Source organism: Agromyces sp. NPDC127015 (genome assembly GCF_042725165.1).
Lineage (GTDB): Bacteria > Actinomycetota > Actinomycetes > Actinomycetales > Microbacteriaceae > Agromyces > Agromyces chromiiresistens.
Genome location: NZ_JBHXDI010000004.1, coordinates 272,861 through 292,341, shown reverse-complemented (window position 1 = coordinate 292,341; position 19,481 = coordinate 272,861). Strand labels below are relative to the sequence as shown.

At 72.2% G+C, this 19,481-nt stretch carries 20 protein-coding genes; 11 read left to right on the top strand and 9 right to left on the bottom strand.

What is annotated here, in order from left to right; translation table 11 throughout:
• Nucleotides 1-11: 11 nt before the first annotated feature.
• Genes ACFWGP_RS13575 through ACFWGP_RS13565 form a run of 3 tightly spaced genes read right to left on the bottom strand, consistent with a single transcriptional unit; the run spans nt 12 to nt 2,604 of the window.
• Nucleotides 12-788, bottom strand: a complete 777-nt coding sequence (locus tag ACFWGP_RS13575) for an amino acid ABC transporter ATP-binding protein (RefSeq protein ID WP_376931136.1) — start codon at nt 786-788, stop codon at nt 12-14.
• Nucleotides 785-1,687, bottom strand: a complete 903-nt coding sequence (locus ACFWGP_RS13570; RefSeq protein ID WP_376931135.1) for an amino acid ABC transporter permease — start codon at nt 1,685-1,687, stop codon at nt 785-787. The genes ACFWGP_RS13575 and ACFWGP_RS13570 overlap by 4 nt, the downstream gene beginning before the upstream one ends.
• Nucleotides 1,688-1,740: 53 nt before the next feature.
• Nucleotides 1,741-2,604: an ABC transporter substrate-binding protein gene (locus ACFWGP_RS13565; protein ID WP_376931134.1), complete on the bottom strand. Its 864-nt coding sequence runs from the start codon at nt 2,602-2,604 to the stop codon at nt 1,741-1,743.
• A gap of 97 nt (nt 2,605-2,701) precedes the next feature.
• Here ACFWGP_RS13565 and ACFWGP_RS13560 point away from each other — a divergent pair, with 97 nt between their 5' ends.
• The 3 genes from ACFWGP_RS13560 to ACFWGP_RS13550 all read left to right on the top strand — a co-directional run bounded on the left by ACFWGP_RS13560 (nt 2,702) and on the right by ACFWGP_RS13550 (nt 5,686).
• Nucleotides 2,702-3,958 (top strand): hypothetical protein, encoded by a 1,257-nt coding sequence (locus ACFWGP_RS13560; RefSeq protein ID WP_376931133.1) that lies wholly within the window; start codon nt 2,702-2,704, stop codon nt 3,956-3,958.
• Between the two features lie 34 nt (nt 3,959-3,992).
• Entirely contained in the window at nt 3,993-4,295 is a 303-nt protein-coding gene (locus tag ACFWGP_RS13555) for a thiamine-binding protein (protein WP_231431522.1), read from the top strand.
• A 116-nt stretch (nt 4,296-4,411) separates the two neighbouring features.
• Nucleotides 4,412-5,686 (top strand): MFS transporter, encoded by a 1,275-nt coding sequence (locus ACFWGP_RS13550; protein WP_376931132.1) that lies wholly within the window; start codon nt 4,412-4,414, stop codon nt 5,684-5,686.
• A gap of 45 nt (nt 5,687-5,731) precedes the next feature.
• On the opposite strand, the gene ACFWGP_RS13545 is transcribed toward ACFWGP_RS13550, so the two are convergent.
• The 6 genes from ACFWGP_RS13545 to ACFWGP_RS13520 all read right to left on the bottom strand — a co-directional run bounded on the left by ACFWGP_RS13545 (nt 5,732) and on the right by ACFWGP_RS13520 (nt 12,912).
• Nucleotides 5,732-6,382, bottom strand: a complete 651-nt coding sequence (locus tag ACFWGP_RS13545; RefSeq protein WP_231431520.1) for a response regulator transcription factor — start codon at nt 6,380-6,382, stop codon at nt 5,732-5,734.
• The gene (locus tag ACFWGP_RS13540) at nt 6,383-7,675 is read right to left on the bottom strand and encodes a hypothetical protein (RefSeq protein WP_231431519.1); all 1,293 of its coding nucleotides are present in this window, start codon (nt 7,673-7,675) and stop codon (nt 6,383-6,385) included.
• Entirely contained in the window at nt 7,672-8,826 is a 1,155-nt protein-coding gene (locus ACFWGP_RS13535; protein ID WP_231431518.1) for a sensor histidine kinase, read from the bottom strand. Before ACFWGP_RS13535 ends, ACFWGP_RS13540 begins: the two co-directional genes overlap by 4 nt.
• A gap of 153 nt (nt 8,827-8,979) precedes the next feature.
• Nucleotides 8,980-10,185 carry a homoserine O-acetyltransferase gene (locus tag ACFWGP_RS13530; protein WP_231431517.1) on the bottom strand — a complete coding sequence of 402 codons (1,206 nt, stop codon included), beginning with the start codon at nt 10,183-10,185 and terminating at the stop codon, nt 8,980-8,982.
• 140 nt (nt 10,186-10,325) lie between these two features.
• Nucleotides 10,326-11,705, bottom strand: a complete 1,380-nt coding sequence (locus ACFWGP_RS13525) for a bifunctional o-acetylhomoserine/o-acetylserine sulfhydrylase (protein WP_308191677.1) — start codon at nt 11,703-11,705, stop codon at nt 10,326-10,328.
• A 106-nt stretch (nt 11,706-11,811) separates the two neighbouring features.
• The gene (locus ACFWGP_RS13520; RefSeq protein ID WP_231431515.1) at nt 11,812-12,912 is read right to left on the bottom strand and encodes an acyltransferase family protein; all 1,101 of its coding nucleotides are present in this window, start codon (nt 12,910-12,912) and stop codon (nt 11,812-11,814) included.
• 59 nt (nt 12,913-12,971) lie between these two features.
• On the opposite strand from ACFWGP_RS13520, the gene ACFWGP_RS13515 reads away from it, so the two are divergent.
• From ACFWGP_RS13515 to ACFWGP_RS13480, 8 genes are all read left to right on the top strand, one after another.
• A complete protein-coding gene (locus ACFWGP_RS13515; protein ID WP_231431514.1) occupies nt 12,972-13,760 on the top strand; it encodes an SDR family NAD(P)-dependent oxidoreductase in 789 nt (262 codons plus the stop codon).
• The gene (locus tag ACFWGP_RS13510) at nt 13,757-14,539 is read left to right on the top strand and encodes a potassium channel family protein (protein WP_231431513.1); all 783 of its coding nucleotides are present in this window, start codon (nt 13,757-13,759) and stop codon (nt 14,537-14,539) included. Before ACFWGP_RS13515 ends, ACFWGP_RS13510 begins: the two co-directional genes overlap by 4 nt.
• Before the next feature lie 34 nt (nt 14,540-14,573).
• Complete coding sequence (locus ACFWGP_RS13505; RefSeq protein ID WP_275506641.1) at nt 14,574-15,104, top strand: phosphoribosyltransferase; 531 nt, start codon at nt 14,574-14,576, stop codon at nt 15,102-15,104.
• Nucleotides 15,101-15,820 carry a Type 1 glutamine amidotransferase-like domain-containing protein gene (locus ACFWGP_RS13500; protein ID WP_231431511.1) on the top strand — a complete coding sequence of 240 codons (720 nt, stop codon included), beginning with the start codon at nt 15,101-15,103 and terminating at the stop codon, nt 15,818-15,820. Before ACFWGP_RS13505 ends, ACFWGP_RS13500 begins: the two co-directional genes overlap by 4 nt.
• Entirely contained in the window at nt 15,820-16,611 is a 792-nt protein-coding gene (locus ACFWGP_RS13495; RefSeq protein ID WP_376931255.1) for a Type 1 glutamine amidotransferase-like domain-containing protein, read from the top strand. Before ACFWGP_RS13500 ends, ACFWGP_RS13495 begins: the two co-directional genes overlap by 1 nt.
• On the top strand, nt 16,611-17,306 hold the full coding sequence (locus tag ACFWGP_RS13490; RefSeq protein WP_376931254.1) for a uracil-DNA glycosylase: 696 nt from the start codon (nt 16,611-16,613) through the stop codon (nt 17,304-17,306). The genes ACFWGP_RS13495 and ACFWGP_RS13490 overlap by 1 nt, the downstream gene beginning before the upstream one ends.
• 77 nt (nt 17,307-17,383) lie before the next feature.
• Nucleotides 17,384-17,962, top strand: a complete 579-nt coding sequence (locus tag ACFWGP_RS13485) for a GNAT family N-acetyltransferase (protein WP_231431509.1) — start codon at nt 17,384-17,386, stop codon at nt 17,960-17,962.
• Between the two features lie 76 nt (nt 17,963-18,038).
• Nucleotides 18,039-19,469: an amidase gene (locus ACFWGP_RS13480; RefSeq protein WP_376931131.1), complete on the top strand. Its 1,431-nt coding sequence runs from the start codon at nt 18,039-18,041 to the stop codon at nt 19,467-19,469.
• Nucleotides 19,470-19,481 lie beyond the last annotated feature (12 nt).

The window sequence follows — 19,481 nt, the reverse complement described above, 5'->3', positions numbered from 1 at the left end:
GGTGAGCCCGGTCAGCTGGTGAGGTAGCGCGCGAGGAACTCGCGCGTACGGGACTCGCGCGGCGCTCCGAAGAACTCGGCGGGCGGCGCGGCCTCGATGATGCGACCGCCGTCGAGGAACACGACGCGATCGGCCACCTCGCGGGCGAAGGCCATCTCGTGCGTCGCCATCACGATCGTCGTGCCGCCCTCGGCGAGCGAGCGCACGAGCGCGAGGACCTCGCCGACGAGCTCGGGGTCGAGCGCGCTCGTGATCTCGTCGAGGAGCAGCAGCTCGGGTCCGGTCGCGATCGCGCGCACGATCGCGGCGCGCTGCTGCTGGCCGCCCGAGAGCCGGTCGGGGAACGCGCGGGCGTGCTCGGCGAGGCCGATGGAGGCGAGCAGCTCGAGCGCGCGCCGTTCGGCGTCGCGGCGAGGCATCCGGTGCACCAGTCGCGAGGCGAGCGCGACGTTGTCGAGCACGCTGAGGTGCGGGAACAGGTTGTAGTGCTGGAACACGACGCCGATGCGGGCCCGCACGGCGTCGGCGTCGACCCGCGGATCGCTCACGTCGTCGCCGCGGAGCCGGATCACGCCGTCGTCGATGGGTTCGAGGAGGTTGACCGTGCGGAGCAGCGTCGACTTGCCCGAGCCGCTCGCGCCCACGAGGGCGACGACCTCGTGCGCGGCGACGTCGAGGTCGATGCCGTCGAGCACCACCTTCTCGCCGAAGGCGCGGCGGACGCCGCGGAGGCTCAGCACGGTGCCGGTCGCGTCGGTGGCGACGATCGTGGGGTCGCCGCCGCTCATACGATGCTGCCGATCTGCTCGCGGGAGCGCATGCGGGCGGTCACCCAGTCGGTGAGCCGGATCATCGGCCACGCGAGCAGCACGAAGAGCAGGCCGGCCACGACGTACGGCGTGTAGTTGAAGTAGTGCGCCTGCTCGATCTGCGCCGCGCGAACGGCATCGACGGCGCCGAGCACGGAGATGAGCCCCACGTCCTTCTGCATGGCGACGAAGTCGTTCATGAGCGCCGGGGTCACCTTGCGCAGGGCCTGGGGCAGCACGACCCGGCGCATGGTCTGGCCGTGGCTGAGTCCGAGGGCGCGGGCGGCGAGGCGCTGCGAGGGGTGCACGGCCTCGATGCCCGCCCGGAACACCTCCGAGACGTACGCCGAGTAGGTGAGGATCAGCGCGATCGTGCCCCAGACCGCGACCGGCACGCGCGGGAAGAAGTCGAGCCCCGGCACGCCGAAGCCCACGAGGTAGAGCACGATGATGAGCGGCACCCCGCGGAACAGGTCGGTGTATCCGGCTGCGAGCGCCCGGAGCGGGAAGAACACCGGCCCGCGGAGGGTGCGCAGGCTCGCGAGCAGCAGTGCGAAGACGATGACGCCGATCGATGCCGCGACGAGCACCTGGATGTTGAGCCACAGCCCCTGGAGGATGCGCGGCAGCGAGGCGAGGGCGACCTCGGGGTCGAAGAAGGCGTGCTGCACGGCGGCCCAGCCGGGCGAGCCGATGAGCGCCCAGGCGATCAGCACCGCGAACACGACGGTCGAGAGCGCGCTGATGAGCACCGAACGACGCGTCTGGCGGCGCCGGTACCCGCGTCGCTCGAGCTCGAGCGCGCTCGGCTGCCATGCCGCGGCGGTACCGGAGGGCGCGCCGGTCGCGCCGTCGCCGGAGGAGGGGGTGGTGATCACGACAGCAACGCTATCGGCCCGTGCGCGCCGGGCGGCGCGTCACGCTGCCGTGCTCACTCGAGGACCGGTGCCGTGTCGTCGCCGCCGAGCCACTCGGCCGCGAGGTCGTCGAGCGTGCCGTCGGCGCGGAGCGCGTCGACCGCGGCCGTCACGTCGGCGGTGAGCGGGGAGTCCTTCGCGAGCACGATGCCGAACTCGTCGCCGCCCTCGGAGGTCTCGGGCAGCTGTCCGATGATCTCACCGCCGTCGAGCTCGGCCCCCGTGAGGTAGAACGCGGTGGGAAGGTCGACCACGATCGCGTCGACGGTGCCGCTCTGCAGCGCCAGCTTCGCGTCGTCGTTGGTGTTGAACACCATCGCGCCGGCGGCCGGCTGGATGACCTGCTCGATCGCGTCGAAGCTCGTGGTGCCGGTCTGCGCGCCGATGAGCAGCGGCTTGAGGTCGGCGATCGACGACGCGCCCGACGCGGGCGAGCCCTCGACCGTGATGACGACCTGGGTCGTCTCGTAGTACGGCGACGAGAAGTCGACGCTCTCGGCCCGCTCGTCGGTGATCGAGAACTGCTGCAGGTTGAGATCGAAGTCCTTCGGGCCGGGCGCGATGGCCTGGTCGAAGGTCGTGCGCACCCAGACGACGTCGTCGCGGGCATAGCCGAGCTCGTCGGCGACGGCGTAGGCGACCGCAGCTTCGAAGCCCTTGCCGCTCTCGGGGGCGTCGTCGAGCACCCAGGGGAAGTAGGCCGGTTCGCCGGTGCCGACCGTCAGCTTGCCGGGGGTGACGTGCCCGTCGTCGGCGGTGCCGTCGTCGCCGGCGCCCGTCGACGCGCAGGCGGCGAGGACGAACGCAGCAGCGCCGGCGCCGACCAGAGCTGCGATCGAGCGTGCGAACGGGCGCCGGGACGAGGTGCGTCGGGTCATGGGGGCCTCCGGGGTGGTCGTGGCATCCAGCATCGCGGATGTCGCCGACACTACGCCTGCGCGTGGCGGAATGTGACGCTCGGCTAGGATCTTCCGCGTGACGGGGGACGAACGCGGGGCGACGGGCGTCGCGTTCCGGCGGTGGCTCGGCGGGCGCGGGGCCCTGTGGGTGGGCTTCGTCCTCGCGCACGGCCTCGTCGTGTGGCTGAACCTCGAGGCGCCGGGCCTGCCGATGGGCGACGTCACCGGCGTCTACCGGATCTGGGCGGAGAACGCGGCGCACGGCTGGCTGCGCATGGGCATCGACGCCCCGTGGGTCTACCCGATCCTCGCCTTCGCGCCGATGTCCGCGGCGCTCGCATTCGGCGAGGCGTACGTCGCGCAGACCTGGCTCGCGATCGTCGTGCTGCTCGACGCGATCGCGTTCTCGATCCTGATCGGGCGCGCCGCGCTCTCGCGCCGGCGCCGGCTCGCGGCATGGTGGTGGCTCGCGTTCATCGCGCTGCTCGGCCCCATCGCGCTCGGGCGCATCGACGCGGTGACGGTGCCGTTCGCGATCACCGGCCTGCTGTGGGCCGCCGGCCGGCCGCGCGTCGCGGCGACCCTGCTCACGATCGGCGCCTGGGTGAAGGTCTGGCCGGCCGCGCTCGTCGCCGCGCTCGTCATCGCCGTGCGCCGGCGGCTCGAGGTCGTCACGGTCGCCGTCGTGCTCAGCATCGGCATCCTCGGGGTGAGCCTGCTCGCCGGTTCCGGCATGAACGCCGTCGGCTTCATCGCCGAGCAGGCCGGCCGCGGACTCCAGATCGAGGCACCCGCCGCGGTGTTCTGGCTGTGGCGGATCGTCGCCGGTGCCAAGGACGTCACGATCGTCTACGACCGTGACATCCTGACGTTCCAGATCGCCGGCCCGGGAGCCGGGACCGCGGCCGCGCTCACGACCCCGCTGATGATCGTCGGGGTGCTCGTCGTCGTCGCGTTCGGCATCCGCGCGGCGCGTCGCGGCGCGTACCTCGGGCGCCTGCTCGCGCCGCTCTCGCTCGCGTTCGTGGTCGTGCTCATGCTCGCGAACAAGGTCGGCTCGCCGCAGTTCGTGACGTGGCTCGCCGCGCCCGTCGTGCTCGGCCTCGTGCTGCGCCCGTCGCGCTTCGTCGTGCCGGCCGTGCTCGCGGCCGCGATCGCGCTGTTCACCCAGATCATCTACCCGTACTGGTACGGCTGGCTCCTCATCGCGAACCCCGCGTTCGTCTTCCTGCTCACCGCGAAGGTCGTTCTGCTCGTGGCCGTGCTCGTCTGGGCGCTGCGAGCCGTGTGGCAGGCTGGTTCCCGGCGGGACGGGGCGCCGACGATCGCGTGAGCGCCGGGCCGTGCCGCCGGAGGGATGGTCGAACATGCTGGTCGCATTCTCCGTCGCGCCGAGCGGCACGGGCCGTGCAGACGGGTCGGTGCACGACGCCGTCGCGGCGGCCGTGAAGATCGTGCGCGAGTCGGGGCTCCCGAACCGCACGACGTCGATGTTCACGGAGATCGAGGGGGAGTGGGACGAGGTCTTCGACGTCGTCCGTCGTGCCACCGAGGCCGTCGGGGCGTACGGGTCGCGGGTGTCACTCGTGCTGAAGGCCGACATCCGGCCGGGGTTCACGGGTGAGATCGACGGCAAGCTCGAGCGGCTCGAGGCGCAGCTCGACGGCTGAGTCCCACCTCACCGCGCCGGATCGGGCGCCGGTGGTCGCCCGCAGCGCGCGTGCTGGTCGGGGCAGTCGGTGCGGCCGGGTTGTCGAATCGATTCGATCCGTGCGAGAATCGGTCGGTGACCCCAGATCTCTCCGGGCCGACGACGTTGTCGCCGGCCCGCGTTCGTTTCGCGCTCCTCGCGCTCGCCCTCGGCGGCTTCGGCATCGGATCGACCGAGTTCGTGGCGATGGGCCTGCTGCCCGACCTCGCGCTCGACCTCCTGCCCGGCATCCACGCCGAATCGGCCGACGCGGCGAACGCGACGGCCGGCTGGATCATCTCGGCGTACGCGCTCGGGGTCGTCGTCGGCGCGCCGACCATCGCGGCCGTGGCCGCGCGCTGGCCGCGCAAGCGACTGCTGCTGGCCCTCGTCGCCGCGTTCACGATCGGCACCGTGGCGTCGGCGGTGCTGCCGTCGTTCGGGCTCGTGCTCGCCGCCCGATTCCTCTCGGCCCTCCCGCACGGCGCGTACTTCGGAATCGCCTCGCTCGTCGCCGCGAGCCTGATGGGTCCCGGCAAGCGCGGTCGCGGCGTCGCGCTCGTGCTGTCGGGCCTCACGATCGCGAACGTGATCGGCGTCCCCGCGATCACCTGGCTCGGGCAGGCCACGAGCTGGCGGGTGGCCTACCTCGCCGTCGCCGCGATCTTCGCGCTCACGTTCGTCGCGGTCGCCGTCGCGGTGCCGTGGCAGCCCGGCGACCCGGCGGCGAGCGTGCGCCGCGAGCTCGGCGCGTTCACCCGGCCGCAGGTGTGGTTCGCGATCGCCATCGGCGCGATCGGGTTCGGCGGCTTCTTCGCCATGTACAGCTACATCGCTCCGCTCGCGACCGAGGTCACCGGACTCGCGACGGCGGCCGTGCCGCTCGTGCTCGTCGCCACCGGCCTCGGAATGACGGTCGGCAACCTCGTCGGCGGCCGGCTCGCCGATTGGAGCGTGCGTCGCACGATGTACCTGTCGTTCGCGGCGCTCGCGGCCTCGCTCGCGCTGCTGGCCCTCACCGCGCAGTTCGCGGCGGGGCTCTTCGTCGGCGCGTTCCTCATCGGGGCGACCTCGTCGGCGCTCGCGCCGACCATCCAGACCAGGCTGATGGATGTCGCGCGCGACAGCCAGTCGATCGCAGCTGCGTTGAACCACTCGGCGCTGAACATCGGCAACAGCCTCGGCGCCCTGCTCGGCGGCACCGTGATCGCCGCCGGCTTCGGCTACGTCGCACCGATCTGGGTCGGACTCGTGCTCACGATCGCCGGCATCGGGCTCGCGCTCTGCAGCTTCGCGATGGACCGGGCCCTGCGCGGCCGCGGTGTTCACGTGCCCTACGCGACCGGAGCCACCCCGGCCGTCGACGTCTGAACGGGTGAGCGGCACCGGGCAGGTCACCGATGAAGGATGCCGCCGTCAGTCGGACTGCAGCAGGATGCCGTCGGCGATCGCGCGCTTGCGCAGCGCGACCTTCGTGCCGACGTCGTACCCGGCGGCACGGTACTTCTCGCGGATGCGCTTGAGATAGCTCTTCGCCGTCTCTTCCGAGATGCCGAGCTGGAAGGCGACGGCCTTGACCGGCTGGCCGGCGCCGTAGAGCGCCATCACGCGTCGCTCCTGCGCCGAGAGCTTCGGCACCGTGCCGTCGTCGAGCAGCGCGGCCTCGAGCTCGGGCGTCAGGTACGACTCGCCGAGCATCGCCGACCGGATCGCCTCGATGATCGATTCGACGGGCTCCGACTTGACGAGGTAGCCCATCGCACCGGCGCTGAGCGCCTCGCGAACGACGGCGGGTTCGGAGTAGTTGCTCATGAGCATCGTCTGCACTTCGGCGGACTTCAGCATCGAGAGCTTGAGCGAGATCGGGATGTTGTCGCGCAGGTCGAGGTCGAGCAGCACCACGTCGACCGGGAAGTCGGGGTGGGCGAGCAGCTCGGACCACGAGGGCACGGCCGCGACGAGCTCGATCTCGGCCGAGGCGCCGCGCAGCCACTCGGTGAGCGCACCGAGCAGCATTCGATGGTCGTCGACGATCGCGAGTCGGATCGGTGGAGCGGTGTCGGGCATTCAGCTTCCCCTCGGACGGGCCGCGGTGGCGGCCGACGCACTCGCCGGGACGGTCGGGTCCGCCCGGCACTCGATGTCGATGCGGAAGGCAGCGGGGCCGCCGACGACATCGTGTGTTCCGACATTACCGATAGCGTCCCACGTCGCGGCGTCCAGACGTCGGTGTGCGACGCCGTCGATCTCGATGCCGATGAGCACGACCGGTGCCGTTCGAGCCGCTTCCGACGTCGCGTGCTCTTCGTCGTCGACCTCGGAGTCGGACGTCGTGACGACCACCGAGATCGGCGTCGTCTGGCCCTTCCTGCGCTCGCCGCCCAGCAGCCAGAGCGCGAGCAGCAGGTTGTCGCGCTGCGTCTTGCCGAGGTAACCGGCGGCGCCCTCGGGATCGTCGACGACGACATGCTCGCTCAGATACGCGGACTCGGTCACGGCGTGTCGCAGCCAGGTGTCGGTGCGACCCTCGATGAGACGGGCTCGAAGCGCGGCGGCGAGCTGACCGGCCCGCTCCGCGGCCTCGGCGGGCAGCGGGATCGCGATGCGCCCCGATCCCACGTCGTCGAGCAGGGTCTCGGCGTCGAAATCGAGCTGCGCGAGCTCCTCCGAGGCGCGCATGCCGACGGGGGAGGGCGGCGTCGCGACGGTGCTCTGCACGAGCGAGAGATCGAGCTCGCGCACGACGAGCCGGCGGAACCCTCGGATCGTGACGACGGCGAGCACGAGCGGCAGCACTGCCGCCGCGGCCACCGCGAGGCCGGTGGCCGTGTACGGCCCGGCCGACGCGGCCTGCAGGAGGGCCGCAACGGCGAGCACCACGCCGGTGGTGATCGCGACGGCGAGCGGCACGCGCGTGCCGCGGATCGCCGCGACCGGCATGAGGACGGCCCCCGTCGCGGCCGCGGCCGTCGGCGTGACCCCGAGGTGGAGCAGCCCCCACGTCGCGGAGACGTCGAGCCAGATCGGTACGGCCAGTGCGACGAGCAGGAAGACGTAGAGCACGTCGGGCAGCGGCTGGTCGCGCGAGAAGATGCGCGAGACGACCCCGATGCCGATGATGACGGCGAGGGCGATCCAGGCCGGCCACGGCCCCGGCCCCGGTGGGAAGAGCGGCGCGAGGATGATCGCGCGCGCCAGGAACCACAGGATGACCACGCCGCCGGCGACCGCGATGCCGGTCGCGAGTCGACGCCCCCCGTGGCGGTCGCGCACATCGCCGACGGCGCGGACCGCCCGCGCCGTGCGCGACGGCCGCCGGAACCCGTTGGCGCCGGTCTGCTCGATCGTCCCCGTGGTCACGGCTTCGGCACCTCGAGCATGACGGTCGTCCCCGAGCCTGGCGACGAGAAGATGCGGGCGCGCCCGCCGACGGTGTGAAGTCGGCCGACGACCGACTCGGCGTAGCCGAGCCGGGCCGGGTCGACGGACTCCGGCGCGAATCCGTGGCCGGCGTCGGTCACCATGGCCCGAACCGTGCGGTCGTCGTCGCTGACGGTCACGTCGGCCTCGTTGACCCCGGAATGGCGGCGCACGTTCTCGAGGCACTCGCCGAGCGCGCCGAGCAGGGCATCGAGCGTCTCGCGCGGCAGCGCGAGCTGTCCGACGCCGTGCCAGTTGACATCGAGGCCCATCCGGGCGAAGCGCTGCCTGACCGACTCGAACGTCGTCGACAGCAGGTCCTCGTCGGAGTCGGGCGAGAAGATCGCGTTCGAGGTGTTGTCGAGGGAGGCGCCGAGGCGGAGCTGCTTCAGCAGCCGTGCGTCGTCGCCCGCCTGCTGCCGGAGCGCGGCGGCACCGACGCCGACGCCGGAGTGGGCGAGGAGGCTCAGCGTCGCGAGCACCGTGTCGTGCAGCACGCGGGCGTCCTGCCGCTGCCGGGCCTCGGTCTCGCTGGCGATGCGTTCGGCCTCGTGGGCCCGGCCGATCTCGTCGATGCGAGCCGCGGCGCCGGCGATGCCGTGGTCGAGGGCGAGGCCGATCGCCGAGCCGACCGACCAGCCGGCGATCGTCGCGACGATGATGGTCGGCTTCGTGTGCCCGCTGACCACGATGACGCCGGCGACGACCACCGAGAGCGCGCCGAGCGACACGACGAGCGGCACGCCGCCCGGACGCACGATGAGCGTGATCGCCACCGACGGCGCGGCGGCCGCGCCGGTGAGCGACATCGCGGCGAACGCGACCGGGTCGACCTCCGCCGACCCGAGCACGGCCACGGTCGCGAGCGAGCTCGCGACCACTCCGAGCGCCGCGGGGACGCTGCCGTGCGCGGTGTGCACGACGACGAGGACGGCGGTGACGAGGCCGAGCAGGACCACCACTCCGAGCTCGAGCGGCCCGGCCGAGCTCGGGATGAGCATGCACGCGAGCGCCCCGATCGCGCCGGAGAGTCCGGCGATCCTCGCGATTCGGCGGAGGAGCCGATCGCGCTCCTTGTGGATGCGCTTCATGTCACCCCCTCGGCACGACGAGCGCGCCCGCGCAGGCACCCGTCATCTCGAACACTAGTCCAGTAGTGGCTCGAAATGGGCTGCTCCGCGGCGAATCCGCGACGGCCGGCACGGCCCGCACCGGACGGGCGCGCCGGTCGGCGGCCCCTCCGCTCACGCGGCGAGCAGGCGGGCGAGCTCGGCGCCGACCGCGTCGCGCTCGATGAGGAACGCGTCGTGACCGAAGTCGCTCTCCACGACCACGGGCGTCGGACCGTGCACGCTCCGGGCGAGGCCGGCGGCGATCTCGACCTGCCCCGCGAGGGGGAAGTAGCGGTCGCTGTCGACGCCGAGCACGAGGCTCTTGGCCTGCACCCGGGCGAGGGCCGCGGCGACGCCGCCTCGCCCTCGGCCGATGTCGTGCGAGTTCATCGACTCGGTGAGCACGATGTAGCTGTTCGCGTCGAACCGACGGGTGAACTTGTTGCCGTGGAAGTCGAGGTACGACTCGACCGCGAAGCGGCCCTCGCCGCCGAGCGGGTCGAGACCGGACTGCCAGCTGCGCTCGAACCGGTCGTTGAGTTCGGCGGCCGTGCGGTAGTTGAGCATCGCCATGCGTCGCGCGAGCGCGAGCCCGCGCGTCGGGCCCTCCCCGTCGGGAGCGTCGTAGAAGGCGCCGGCGCGGAATGCGGGGTCGGTGCGGATCGCCTCGATCTGCACGGAATTGAGCGCGATCTGGTCGGCGGTGGTGGCCGCGGGAGCCGCCAGCACAGCGATGCGTTCGACGGCGTCGGGCGCCTCGATCGCCCACTCGAGCACGTGCATGGCGCCCATCGACCCGCCGATGACGGCGGCGAACCGCTCGATGCCGATCGAGCGTGCGAAGGCGATCTGCGCCCGCACCTGGTCTCGAATGGTGAGGAACGGGAAGCGAGCCCCCCACTCGCTGCGGTCGGGGGCGAGCGAGGCGGGCCCGGTCGAGCCCTGGCAGCCGCCCACGACGTTCGGCGCGACGACGAACCACCGGTCGGTGTCGACGGCGAGCCCCGGCCCGACGACGCCGTGCCACCACCCGGCGCTCGCATGCCCGGCGCCCGCCTCGCCGATGACGTGGCTGTCGCCGGTGAGCGCGTGCAGCACGAGCACGGCGTTGTCGCGCTCGGCCGACAGGGTGCCCCACTGCTCGTACGCGATGCGGACCCCCGGCAGGACCCCGCCCGACTCGAGCCCGAGGTCGCCGATGCCGACGAACCGACGATCGCCGACGGGGTCGCCCTCGCGCCAGGCGCCGGTCGCCGGCGCGCGCCCGAGCAGGGCGAGCGCGCCCGCCTCGGGCACGAATCCCGCCGGAACCACGTCGGCCGTCGTCTGCCAGTCCATGCCTTCGATTCTCCCGCGCCGGCCGAGCCGATCGTCCATTGTTACGACCCGGGCGCCGGCGGCACCGCACTGACGCGGTGCCGAAAGGGCGGATGCCTCGAGCCGGCGTGGGCTCGAGGCATCCGCCCCTCGGAACGATGTCAGACGCGAGCCGCGTCGGTCGCCGCGCGAGCGGCCGCGAGGCCCGCCTCGAGGTCGGCCTTGAGGTCGTCGATGTTCTCGATGCCGAGCGAGAGGCGCACGAGGCCGGGCGTCACGCCCGTCGTGAGCTGCTGCTCGGGCGTGAGCTGCGAGTGGGTCGTCGACGCCGGGTGGATGACGAGCGAGCGCACGTCGCCGATGTTCGCGAGGTGGCTGAACAGCGACAGGCCGTCGACGAGCGCGCGGCCGGCGTCGACGCCGCCCTTGAGCTCGAACGAGAGCACCGCCCCGACGCCCTTCGGGGCGTACTTGTTCGCCGCCGCGTACCACGGGCTCGAGGGCAGGCCCGAGTAGTTGACGCTCGCGACCTCGGGGTGGTTGTCGAGCCACTCCGCGATCTCCTGCGCGTTCTGCACGTGGCGCTCGACGCGCAGCGACAGCGTCTCGATGCCCTGGATCAGCTGCCACGCGCTCGCCGGGGCGATCGCCGCGCCGAGGTCGCGGAGCAGCTGCACGCGCGCCTTGATGACGTAGGCGAGGCCGTCGCCGACCGCGGTCGTGTAGCTCGCGCCGTGGTACGAGGGGTCGGGCTCGGTGAGGCCCGGGAACTTCGCGACGTTCTTCGACCACTCGAACCTGCCGCCGTCGACGATCACGCCGCCGATCACGGTGCCGTGGCCGCCGAGGAACTTCGTCGCCGAGTGGATGACGATGTCGGCGCCGTGCTCGAACGGGCGGATGAGGTACGGCGTCGCGATGGTGTTGTCGACGATGAGCGGGAGGCCGGCCTCGTGCGCGACGCCCGACACGAGCTCGATGTCGAGGATGTTGATCTTCGGGTTGCCGATCGTCTCGGCGAAGAAGAGCTTCGTGTTCGGCCGGACGGCGCGGCGCCACTCGTCGGGGTCGTCCTGGTTCTCGACGAACGTGGTCTCGATGCCGAGCTTCGCGAGCGTGTACTTGAAGAGGTTGTACGTGCCGCCGTAGATCGACGACGACGACACGATGTGGTCGCCGGCCTCGGCGATGTTCAGCACCGCGAACGTCGACGCCGACTGGCCCGATGCCAGCAGCAGCGCGCCCGTGCCGCCCTCGAGCGCCGCGATGCGCTCTTCGACGACGGCCTGGGTCGGGTTCTGGATGCGCGTGTAGATGTTGCCGAACTCGGCGAGCGCGAACAGGTTCTGCGCGTGCTCGGCGTTGTCGAACACGTACGACGTGGTCTGGTAGATCGGCGTCGCGCGGGCCTTCGTGACGGGGTCGGGCGCAGCGCCCGAGTGGACCTGCTTGGTCTCGAAGCGCCAGTCGGCGTTGCTGGTCATGGATGTCTCCTCGGAAGTCGTGCGCGGCCGGGTCGAGCTGGTCGTGCCAGTCGCGATGGCGTTGTCGAGTCACGTTAGGCGCGGCGGTGGAGTCGGGCAACGGAGCCCGCAACACGGCGTCACGGGCGAGGCAGGCGTGCGCCCGCTCCGTGCGGGCTCGGGGTCAGTGCCGCTCGGGGTCGGGCGGCAGCACGATCGTGCCGGTCGCGGTCGACGGCTCTGGGCGGAACAGCCACCGTGCGCGCGGTTCGACGAGCGGGCGGAAGACGCGCCGGACCGGTTTCAGGGAGAGCACGATCGCGATGCCGACGCAGAACGCGATCATCGCGGGCAGCACCCAGAACGGCTGGTCGCCCGCGAGGATGCCCGACTCGCGGAACGGGAAGAGCACGAACGGGTGCAGGAGGTAGATGTACATGGTCGCCCGGCCGAAGGGCGTGAACCAGTGGGCGCCCCGGGGCATGAGCACGAGGAACGCGACGGCGAGCACCATCGCGGACAGGAGCAGGACGAGGCGGATGGCGCCCGACCACGGCTCGTCGTAGCCGATCGCCTCGTAGGACTCGTCGTAGAGCATGAAGCGGCGGAGCTTCAGGTCGCGGAGCGTCTCGATCGTCATCGGCATGACGGCCAGCACGACGGCGAACAGCGCGATCGCGCCCGCTCGCCAGCGCCAGGTCACGGCCGGGCGGAGCTCCAGCCAGCGTCCGGTGACCTGCCACTGCCTGAGCTTCCAGCCGAACACGAAGAAGGGCAGCATGCCGAAGGTGCGTGTGAGCGCGAAGGTCGAGTCGATCGTCTCCGTGTAGCCGGCGCCGATCGAGATGACGATCGCGATCAGCAGGGGGTAGCGCAGCAGCACGAGGTACGGCAGCACGATGCGCCAGGCGGCGAGGGCGATGAGGAACCACAGGGTCCACGACGCGGTCGTGAAGTCGAGGTCGAAGTCCCCGCCGAGGAGCCAGCGGAGGACCGTCCAGATCGTCTCGAAGATGAAGTACGGGAAGACGATGTCGGTGAGGATCTGCCGCAGCGCCCTGGCGTTCGGCGGCCCCGACTTCGCGAAGTAGCCGCTCACGACGACGAAGACCGCGACATGGAACGAGTAGATGAACAGGTAGACGCTGTACGCGCTGTCGGACTCGGCGATGAGCGGCAGGATGCCGTGCCCGACGACGACGAGCGTGATCGCGATCCAGCGCGCGTTGTCCCACAGCGGCACCCGCTTGCGGGTCGGCCGGGGGTGGTCGATCCTCGTGTGCATCACTCCATTCAAGCGCACGGTTCCCGAAGACCGCGGCCGGTTGCGGGCAGAATGGGCGCATGGCGAAACTTCGTGCGGTCGTGACGGGTGCGAGTTCGGGCATCGGGGCGGCCACGGTACGGGCGCTCCGGGCGGCCGGATGGGACGTGGTGGGCGTGGCCCGCCGCGAGGAGCGCCTTCGGGTGCTCGAGGCCGAGACCGGGGCCTCCGTGTTCGTCGCCGACCTCACGCAGCAGTCCGACGTCGACGCGTTGCGCGACCACCTCGCCGCGACCGGCCCCGTCCACGCCCTCGTGAACAACGCGGGCGGGGCGAAGGGGCTCGACTCGGTCGAGGCTTCGGAGATCGACGACTGGGCGTGGATGTTCGAGGTCAACGTGCTCGCCCTCAAGCGCGTCACGAGCGCCCTGCTGCCGTTGCTGCGACAGGGCGCGATCTCGCGCGGCGTCGCCGACATCGTGAACGTCACGTCGATCGCCGGGCACACCGCCTACGTCGGCGGCGGCGGGTACAACGCGGCGAAGTTCGCCGCGCACGCGCTCACCGAGGTGCTGCGGCTCGAGCTCAACGGCGAGCCGCTGCGGGTGATCGAGGTCGCGCCGGGCCTCGTCAAGACCGACGAGTTCGCCCTCGTGCGCTTCGGGGGCGACCGCGCCCGGGCCGACGCCGTGTACGAGAACGTGCCGGATCCGCTCGTCGCCGAGGACATCGCCGGCGTGATCGTCGACGCCGTGCAGAAGCCCCGGCACGTCGACCTCGACCTCATCGTCGTGAAGCCGGTCGCGCAGGCCGCGCCGTACCGGCTGACGAAGGGCCCCCTCGCGGTCCGTGGAACGGATGCCCCATGACAACCGATGCCGCGTCAGCGGAGCGGCCGGCCCCGCGTCGGGATGCATGGGAACGGCGCACGACGATTCCGCTCGTGGTGCTCGGCGTCGTCTTCATCGTCGCCTACACGATCTACGTCCTCGCTCCGTGGATTCCGCGCGGGCCGGGTTCGCCGCTCTTCGTCGCGCTCGTGGTCGCCTGGCTCGTCTTCGTGACCGACGTGGTCGTGCGGATCTCGCTCACGCCCCGCGGCGGCCGCTGGGCGTTCATCCGCTCCCATCCGGTCGACGTCCTGTCGGCGATCGTGCCGCTGTTCCGCGCGTTCCGCGTGCTCGCCCTGTTGCGCAACGTGCCGTACCTGCAGCGACGCAGTGGTGCGGCGGTGCGCGCCAATATCATCATCTACGGCACGACCTATGCGATCGTCTTCGTCTACTTCATCGCGCTCGCGACCCTGCAGGCGGAACGGGGCGCACCGGGTGCGACGATCACGACGTTCGGCGATGCGATCTGGTGGGCGATCGTCACGGTCGCGACCGTCGGCTACGGCGACATGTACCCCATCACCACCGAGGGGCGGTTCTACGCCGTCTTCCTGATGGCCGGCGGCGTCGTGATCGTGGGCACCGCGTCGGCGACGATCATCTCGTACATCGGCGAGCGGGTCGGCCAGGCGCGGTCGGACCGCGAGGTCGAGGCGGCGGCGCGGCGGGCCGCCGCGCGCGATCGCCCGATCGGTCGGGACGAGTCGGGCGGGGGAGCGGCGCACGGATCGCCGGCCGACGGAGCGGATCGCTGACCCGCCCGCCGCGGCGGCCCGATACGATCTCCAGATGACGTTCGATGCGAATGACGCCGGCCTCGGAGTGCCCGAGATCCGCCGCGAGATCCTCGATTGGGACCGGTTCGGCGAGGCGGCTCGCTCGCTCGCCGGCGATGTGCTCGGCTCGGGCTTCAAGCCCGATGTCGTGATCGCGATCGCGCGCGGCGGGCTGCTGCTCGCGGGTGCGATCGCGTACGCGCTCGGCACGAAGCAGTGCGGCTCGATCAACGTCGAGTTCTACACCGACATCGAGCAGGTGCTGCCCGAGCCCATCGTGCACCCGCCGATGCTCGACGCGCCCGCGCTCGCGGGCCTCAAGGTGCTGCTCGTCGACGACGTCTCCGATTCGGGGCGCACGCTCGCGAAGGTGCTCGAACTGCTCACCGAGGTGGGCGCCGACGTGCGCACGGCGACGCTCTACACGAAGTCGCGCACCATCCTCGTGCCCGACTACAGCTACCGCGACACCGACGACTGGATCGTGTTCCCCTGGTCGGCGCTGCCGCCGGTCACCGCGCCGACCGTCGAGGGCACCGCGTGAGCGTCCACCTCGTGGGCGGCGGCTGGCCCGCCGACGGCGACACCGCGGTCTTCTCGCGCTTCATCGTCGAGGCCGCGCACCGGGCGGCGTCGGCCGGCCGCGCCGAGCCCCGCATCGCCGTGGTGGCGGTGCGCGACGGCGACGCCGAGGCGCATGCGGCGAAGCTCGTCGAGGTCGCTGCGGCGGTCGGCGCGTTCGTCCCGGTCGTGACGGCGGTCGCCCACGGCGGCGACGTGCCGCCGTCGGCCTTCGCCGACGTCGACGGCGTGATCGTCGGCGGCGGCAACACCCCCGCGTACCGCGACGCGCTCGAGCCGCGGTTCGGCGAACTGCGACGGCTCGTGGCCGCGGGCACCCCCTATCTCGGATTCTCGGCGGGCGCGATGATCGCCGCGGAACGGGCGCTGATCGGCGGCCGGGCCATCGGCGGGGTGACCGTGTCGCCCGAGTCGGGCGACCAGGGCCTCGACGAGGTCACCGTCGCGCCCGGCATCGGACTCGTGGACGTCGCGATCGACGTGCACGTCGCCCAGTGGGGTGCGCTCTCGCGTCTCGTCGCCGCGGTCGAGGCCGGCATCGCCGAAGGCGGCCTCGGCATCGACGAGGAGACGGTGCTCATCGTCGGCGAGGGCGGCCTCGAGGTGCAGGGCCGCGGCAGCGTCTGGCGGGTGCTGCCCGCCGAGCACGGCGTCGTCGTCTCGACGATCGGCGCGTGATGTCCGGGAAGCGCCTCGACGAACTCGCCGGAGCCGGGCCGATCGGCGCCGAGGCCGCCGGGCCGGGCAGCAGTGCGAACGTCCACCTGGTCGGCGGCGGTGCGCTCACCGGCGCCGATGCTCCGTTGTACGCGCCGTTCGTCGCCGAGGCCGCCGCACGCGGCCGGGCGATGGGTCGCACCCGCCCGCGCATCGCGGTGATCTCCGTGCATCCCGACGGCCCGGGCCGGGCCGCAGTGCTCGTCGACGTCATCTCCGCGGCAGGCGAGTTCGATCCGCACGTGACCGCCGTGCACGGCGGCGAGGAGATCGGGCTCGCCGCGCTCGCCGACGTCGACGGCATCGCCGTCGGCGGCGGCATCGTCGAAGAGGTGCGCGCGGGACTCGAGCCGCTGTTCGACGAACTGCGACGGCAGGTCGCCGACGGCGTGCCGTACCTCGGCGTCTCGGCCGGAGCGATGATCGCCGCCGAGGGCTCGCTCGACGGCGGCTCGCGCATCGACGGCATCGTCGTCTCGCCCGAGGACCCCGACGAGCCGGGCTCGGAGCTCGGGATCGGGGCGGGCATCGGGCTCGTCGACATCGCCGTCGAGGTGCACGTGGCCCAGCGCGGCATGCTCTCCCGCATCGTGGCCGCGGTGGAGTCGGGCCTCATCGACGGCGCGCTCGGCATCGACGAGCGCACGGTGCTCATCCTGGCCGAGGACGGACTCAGGGTCGAGGGTTCCGGCAGCGTCTGGCGGGTGCTTCCCGCCGAACACGGTGTCGTCGTCGCGACGGTCGGCGCGTGATGCCGGCGAAGAGCCTCAGCGAGCTCGCCGAAGCCGGCCTCATCGACCCGGGCTGGGCAGGCGCCCTCGCGCCGGTCGCCCCTCGCATCGCGGCGATGGGCGACTTCCTGCGTGCCGAGACGGCGGCCGGTCGCGGCTACCTGCCGTCCGGAGACCGCGTGCTGCGCGCATTCGGGGCGCCCTTCGCCGACGTGCGCGTGCTCATCGTCGGACAGGACCCGTACCCGACCCCAGGGCATCCCATCGGGCTCTCGTTCGCGGTCGACCCGCACGTGCGACCGGTGCCGCGGAGCCTCCAGAACATCTACCGCGAACTGCACGACGACCTCGGCGTCGCACCGCCGGCGCACGGCGACCTCACGCACTGGAGCCGGAACGGCGTGATGCTCCTGAACCGCGTGCTCACGGTACGGCCGGGCGAGGCCGCCTCGCACCGCGGCAAGGGCTGGGAGGAGGTGACCGACCACGCGATCAGGTCGCTCGTCGGCCGGGGCACCCCCCTCGTCGCCATCCTCTGGGGGCGCGATGCGCAGGGCCTGAAGCCGCTGCTCGGCGACACCCCGGTGATCGAGTCGGCGCATCCGAGTCCGTTGTCGGCGTCGCGCGGCTTCTTCGGATCGCGGCCGTTCAGCCGGGCGAACTCGCTGCTCGAGGCGCAGGGCGCCGACCCGGTCGACTGGCGCCTGCCGGCATGAGCGCCGCCATGGCTGCGGCGGCTCACGCCGAGGCATCCCGAAACCTGCTCGCAATCTCGCCGACGTAGTCTGACGGCATGCTCGAGGAGGAATACCAGGAACGCCGGGTGCTCCCGCATCACCTGCGGAAGCCCGCGCCCGTCGAGGCGCCGTTCGAGTACTCGTTGCGCGACGCCGTTCCGGCCGACCTGCCGAGCGTCCGCGAGATCTACAACCACTACGTCGCCAACTCGACGGTCACGTTCGACGAGGACCCGATGACGCTCGCCGAGTGGCGCGCGAAGTTCGTGCAGCTCGCCGACCTCGGCATGCCGTTCATCGTCGCCGAGTCGCCGACGGGGCAGCTGCTCGGCTACGCGCTCGTCGCGCCGTGGAAACCGAAGCGCGCCTACCGGTTCACCGTCGAGGACTCGATCTACCTCGGACCGGCGGCGACCGGCAAGGGCCTCGGTCGGGTGCTGCTCGGCGAGCTCATCGAACGCTCGAAGGCCGCCGGCATCAAGGAGATCATCGCCGTCATCGCCGACCAGGGCGCCGAGGGCTCGCTCGTGCTGCACGAGCGGTTCGGATTCACCGAGATCGGACGGATGGGCCGGGTCGGATTCAAGTTCGACCGGTGGCTCGGCACGATCCTCATGCAGCGTTCGCTGAAATAGGGCGGATGCCTCGCGGCCGCACCGCTCGGTCGACGGTGCCGCCGGCGGCGGGCCGGCACCGCCGTAGGCTCGGGGCATGACCGAGCTGCACGAGCACACCGCCCTCGACCAGTACCGGCTGCTCCAGGCGGGGGAGGTGTCGCCGACGGAACTCGCCGCTCACTACCTCGGGCGGGTCGAACGGCTGAACACCGAGGTCGGCGCATTCGCGACGGTGACGCCCGAGCTCGCCATCGCGCGAGCCGGCGTCGTCGAGCGCGACGTGCCGCGGTCGAGACCGCTGTGGGGGCTCCCGCTCGCCGACAAGGACCTGCAGCTCCGCGCGGGCGTGCCTGCGAAATTCGGATCGCGTGCGTTCACGGACTTCGTGCCCGACGAGTCCGACGAGTTGGTCCGCGCCGTCGACGCGGCGGGTGCCGTGAGCCTCGGCAAGACGGCGACGCCCGAGTTCGGCCTGCCGTCGTACACCGAGGGCCTCGCCTTCCCGCCGGCGCGGAACCCGTGGAACCTCGAGCTCGGGGCGGGCGGGTCGAGCGGGGGAGCGGCGGCCGCGGTCGCCGCCGGCATGCTGCCGTTCGCCCCCGGTTCCGACGGCGGCGGCTCGATCCGGATCCCGGCCGCCGCCTGCGGACTCGTCGGCGTCAAGCCGTCCCGCGGCCGGGTGCCGGCCGGGCCGGGCCTCGCGAGCCTCGCGGGCCTCGGCGTCGCGGGTCCGATCGCCCGCACGGTCGCCGACGCCGCGCTGCTGCTCGACGGGCTGATCGCGCCGCTCGGCTATCCCGCAGCGCACCGGTACGCACTGCGCGCGCCGGGCGACGACGGGCCGTTCCTCGGCGCGGCGATCCGCGGCGAGGGGCGCTACCAGCTCGGAGTGATGACCGATTCGCCGTGGGACGACTGGGTCGAGATCTCGATCGAAGCGCCGGCGATCGCCGCGCTCGACCAGGCGATCGGCGTGCTCGACGGAATGGGCCACGGCATCGAACGGGTGCCGGCCTCGCCGGAACCGGGCTACGCCGACGCGTTCCGCACGGTCTGGCAGGCGGGCGCGGCGACGATCCCGGTCGACGGCGACCGCGAGGCGCTGCTCGAGCCGCTCACCCGCTGGCTGGTCGAGCGCGGACGCACGGTGCCCGCCCGGCAGCTCGCCGAGGCGCTCGCCTGGCTCGCGGGATTCGAGGAGCGGGTGATCCGCCGCTTCGCGTCGTTCGACGCGATCGTGACCCCGGCGCTCGCGCTGACCCCGAGGCCGGTGGGCTGGTACGACGCGGTCGACGGCGAGCGCAACTTCGCCCAGCAGGTGCAGTTCACTCCGTTCACCTCGTTCGTGAACGTCTCGGGGCTGCCGGCGATCACGGTGCCCGTCGCGGAGACCGACGACGGGGTGCCGCTCGGCGTGCAGCTCATCGGCCGACCCGGCGGCGAGGCCGTGCTGTTCTCGATCGCCGCGCAGCTCGAGCGTCGGAGCGGCCGCAGCACGCGGCATCCCGCCCTCTGGGCATCATGACGAAGCGGATTT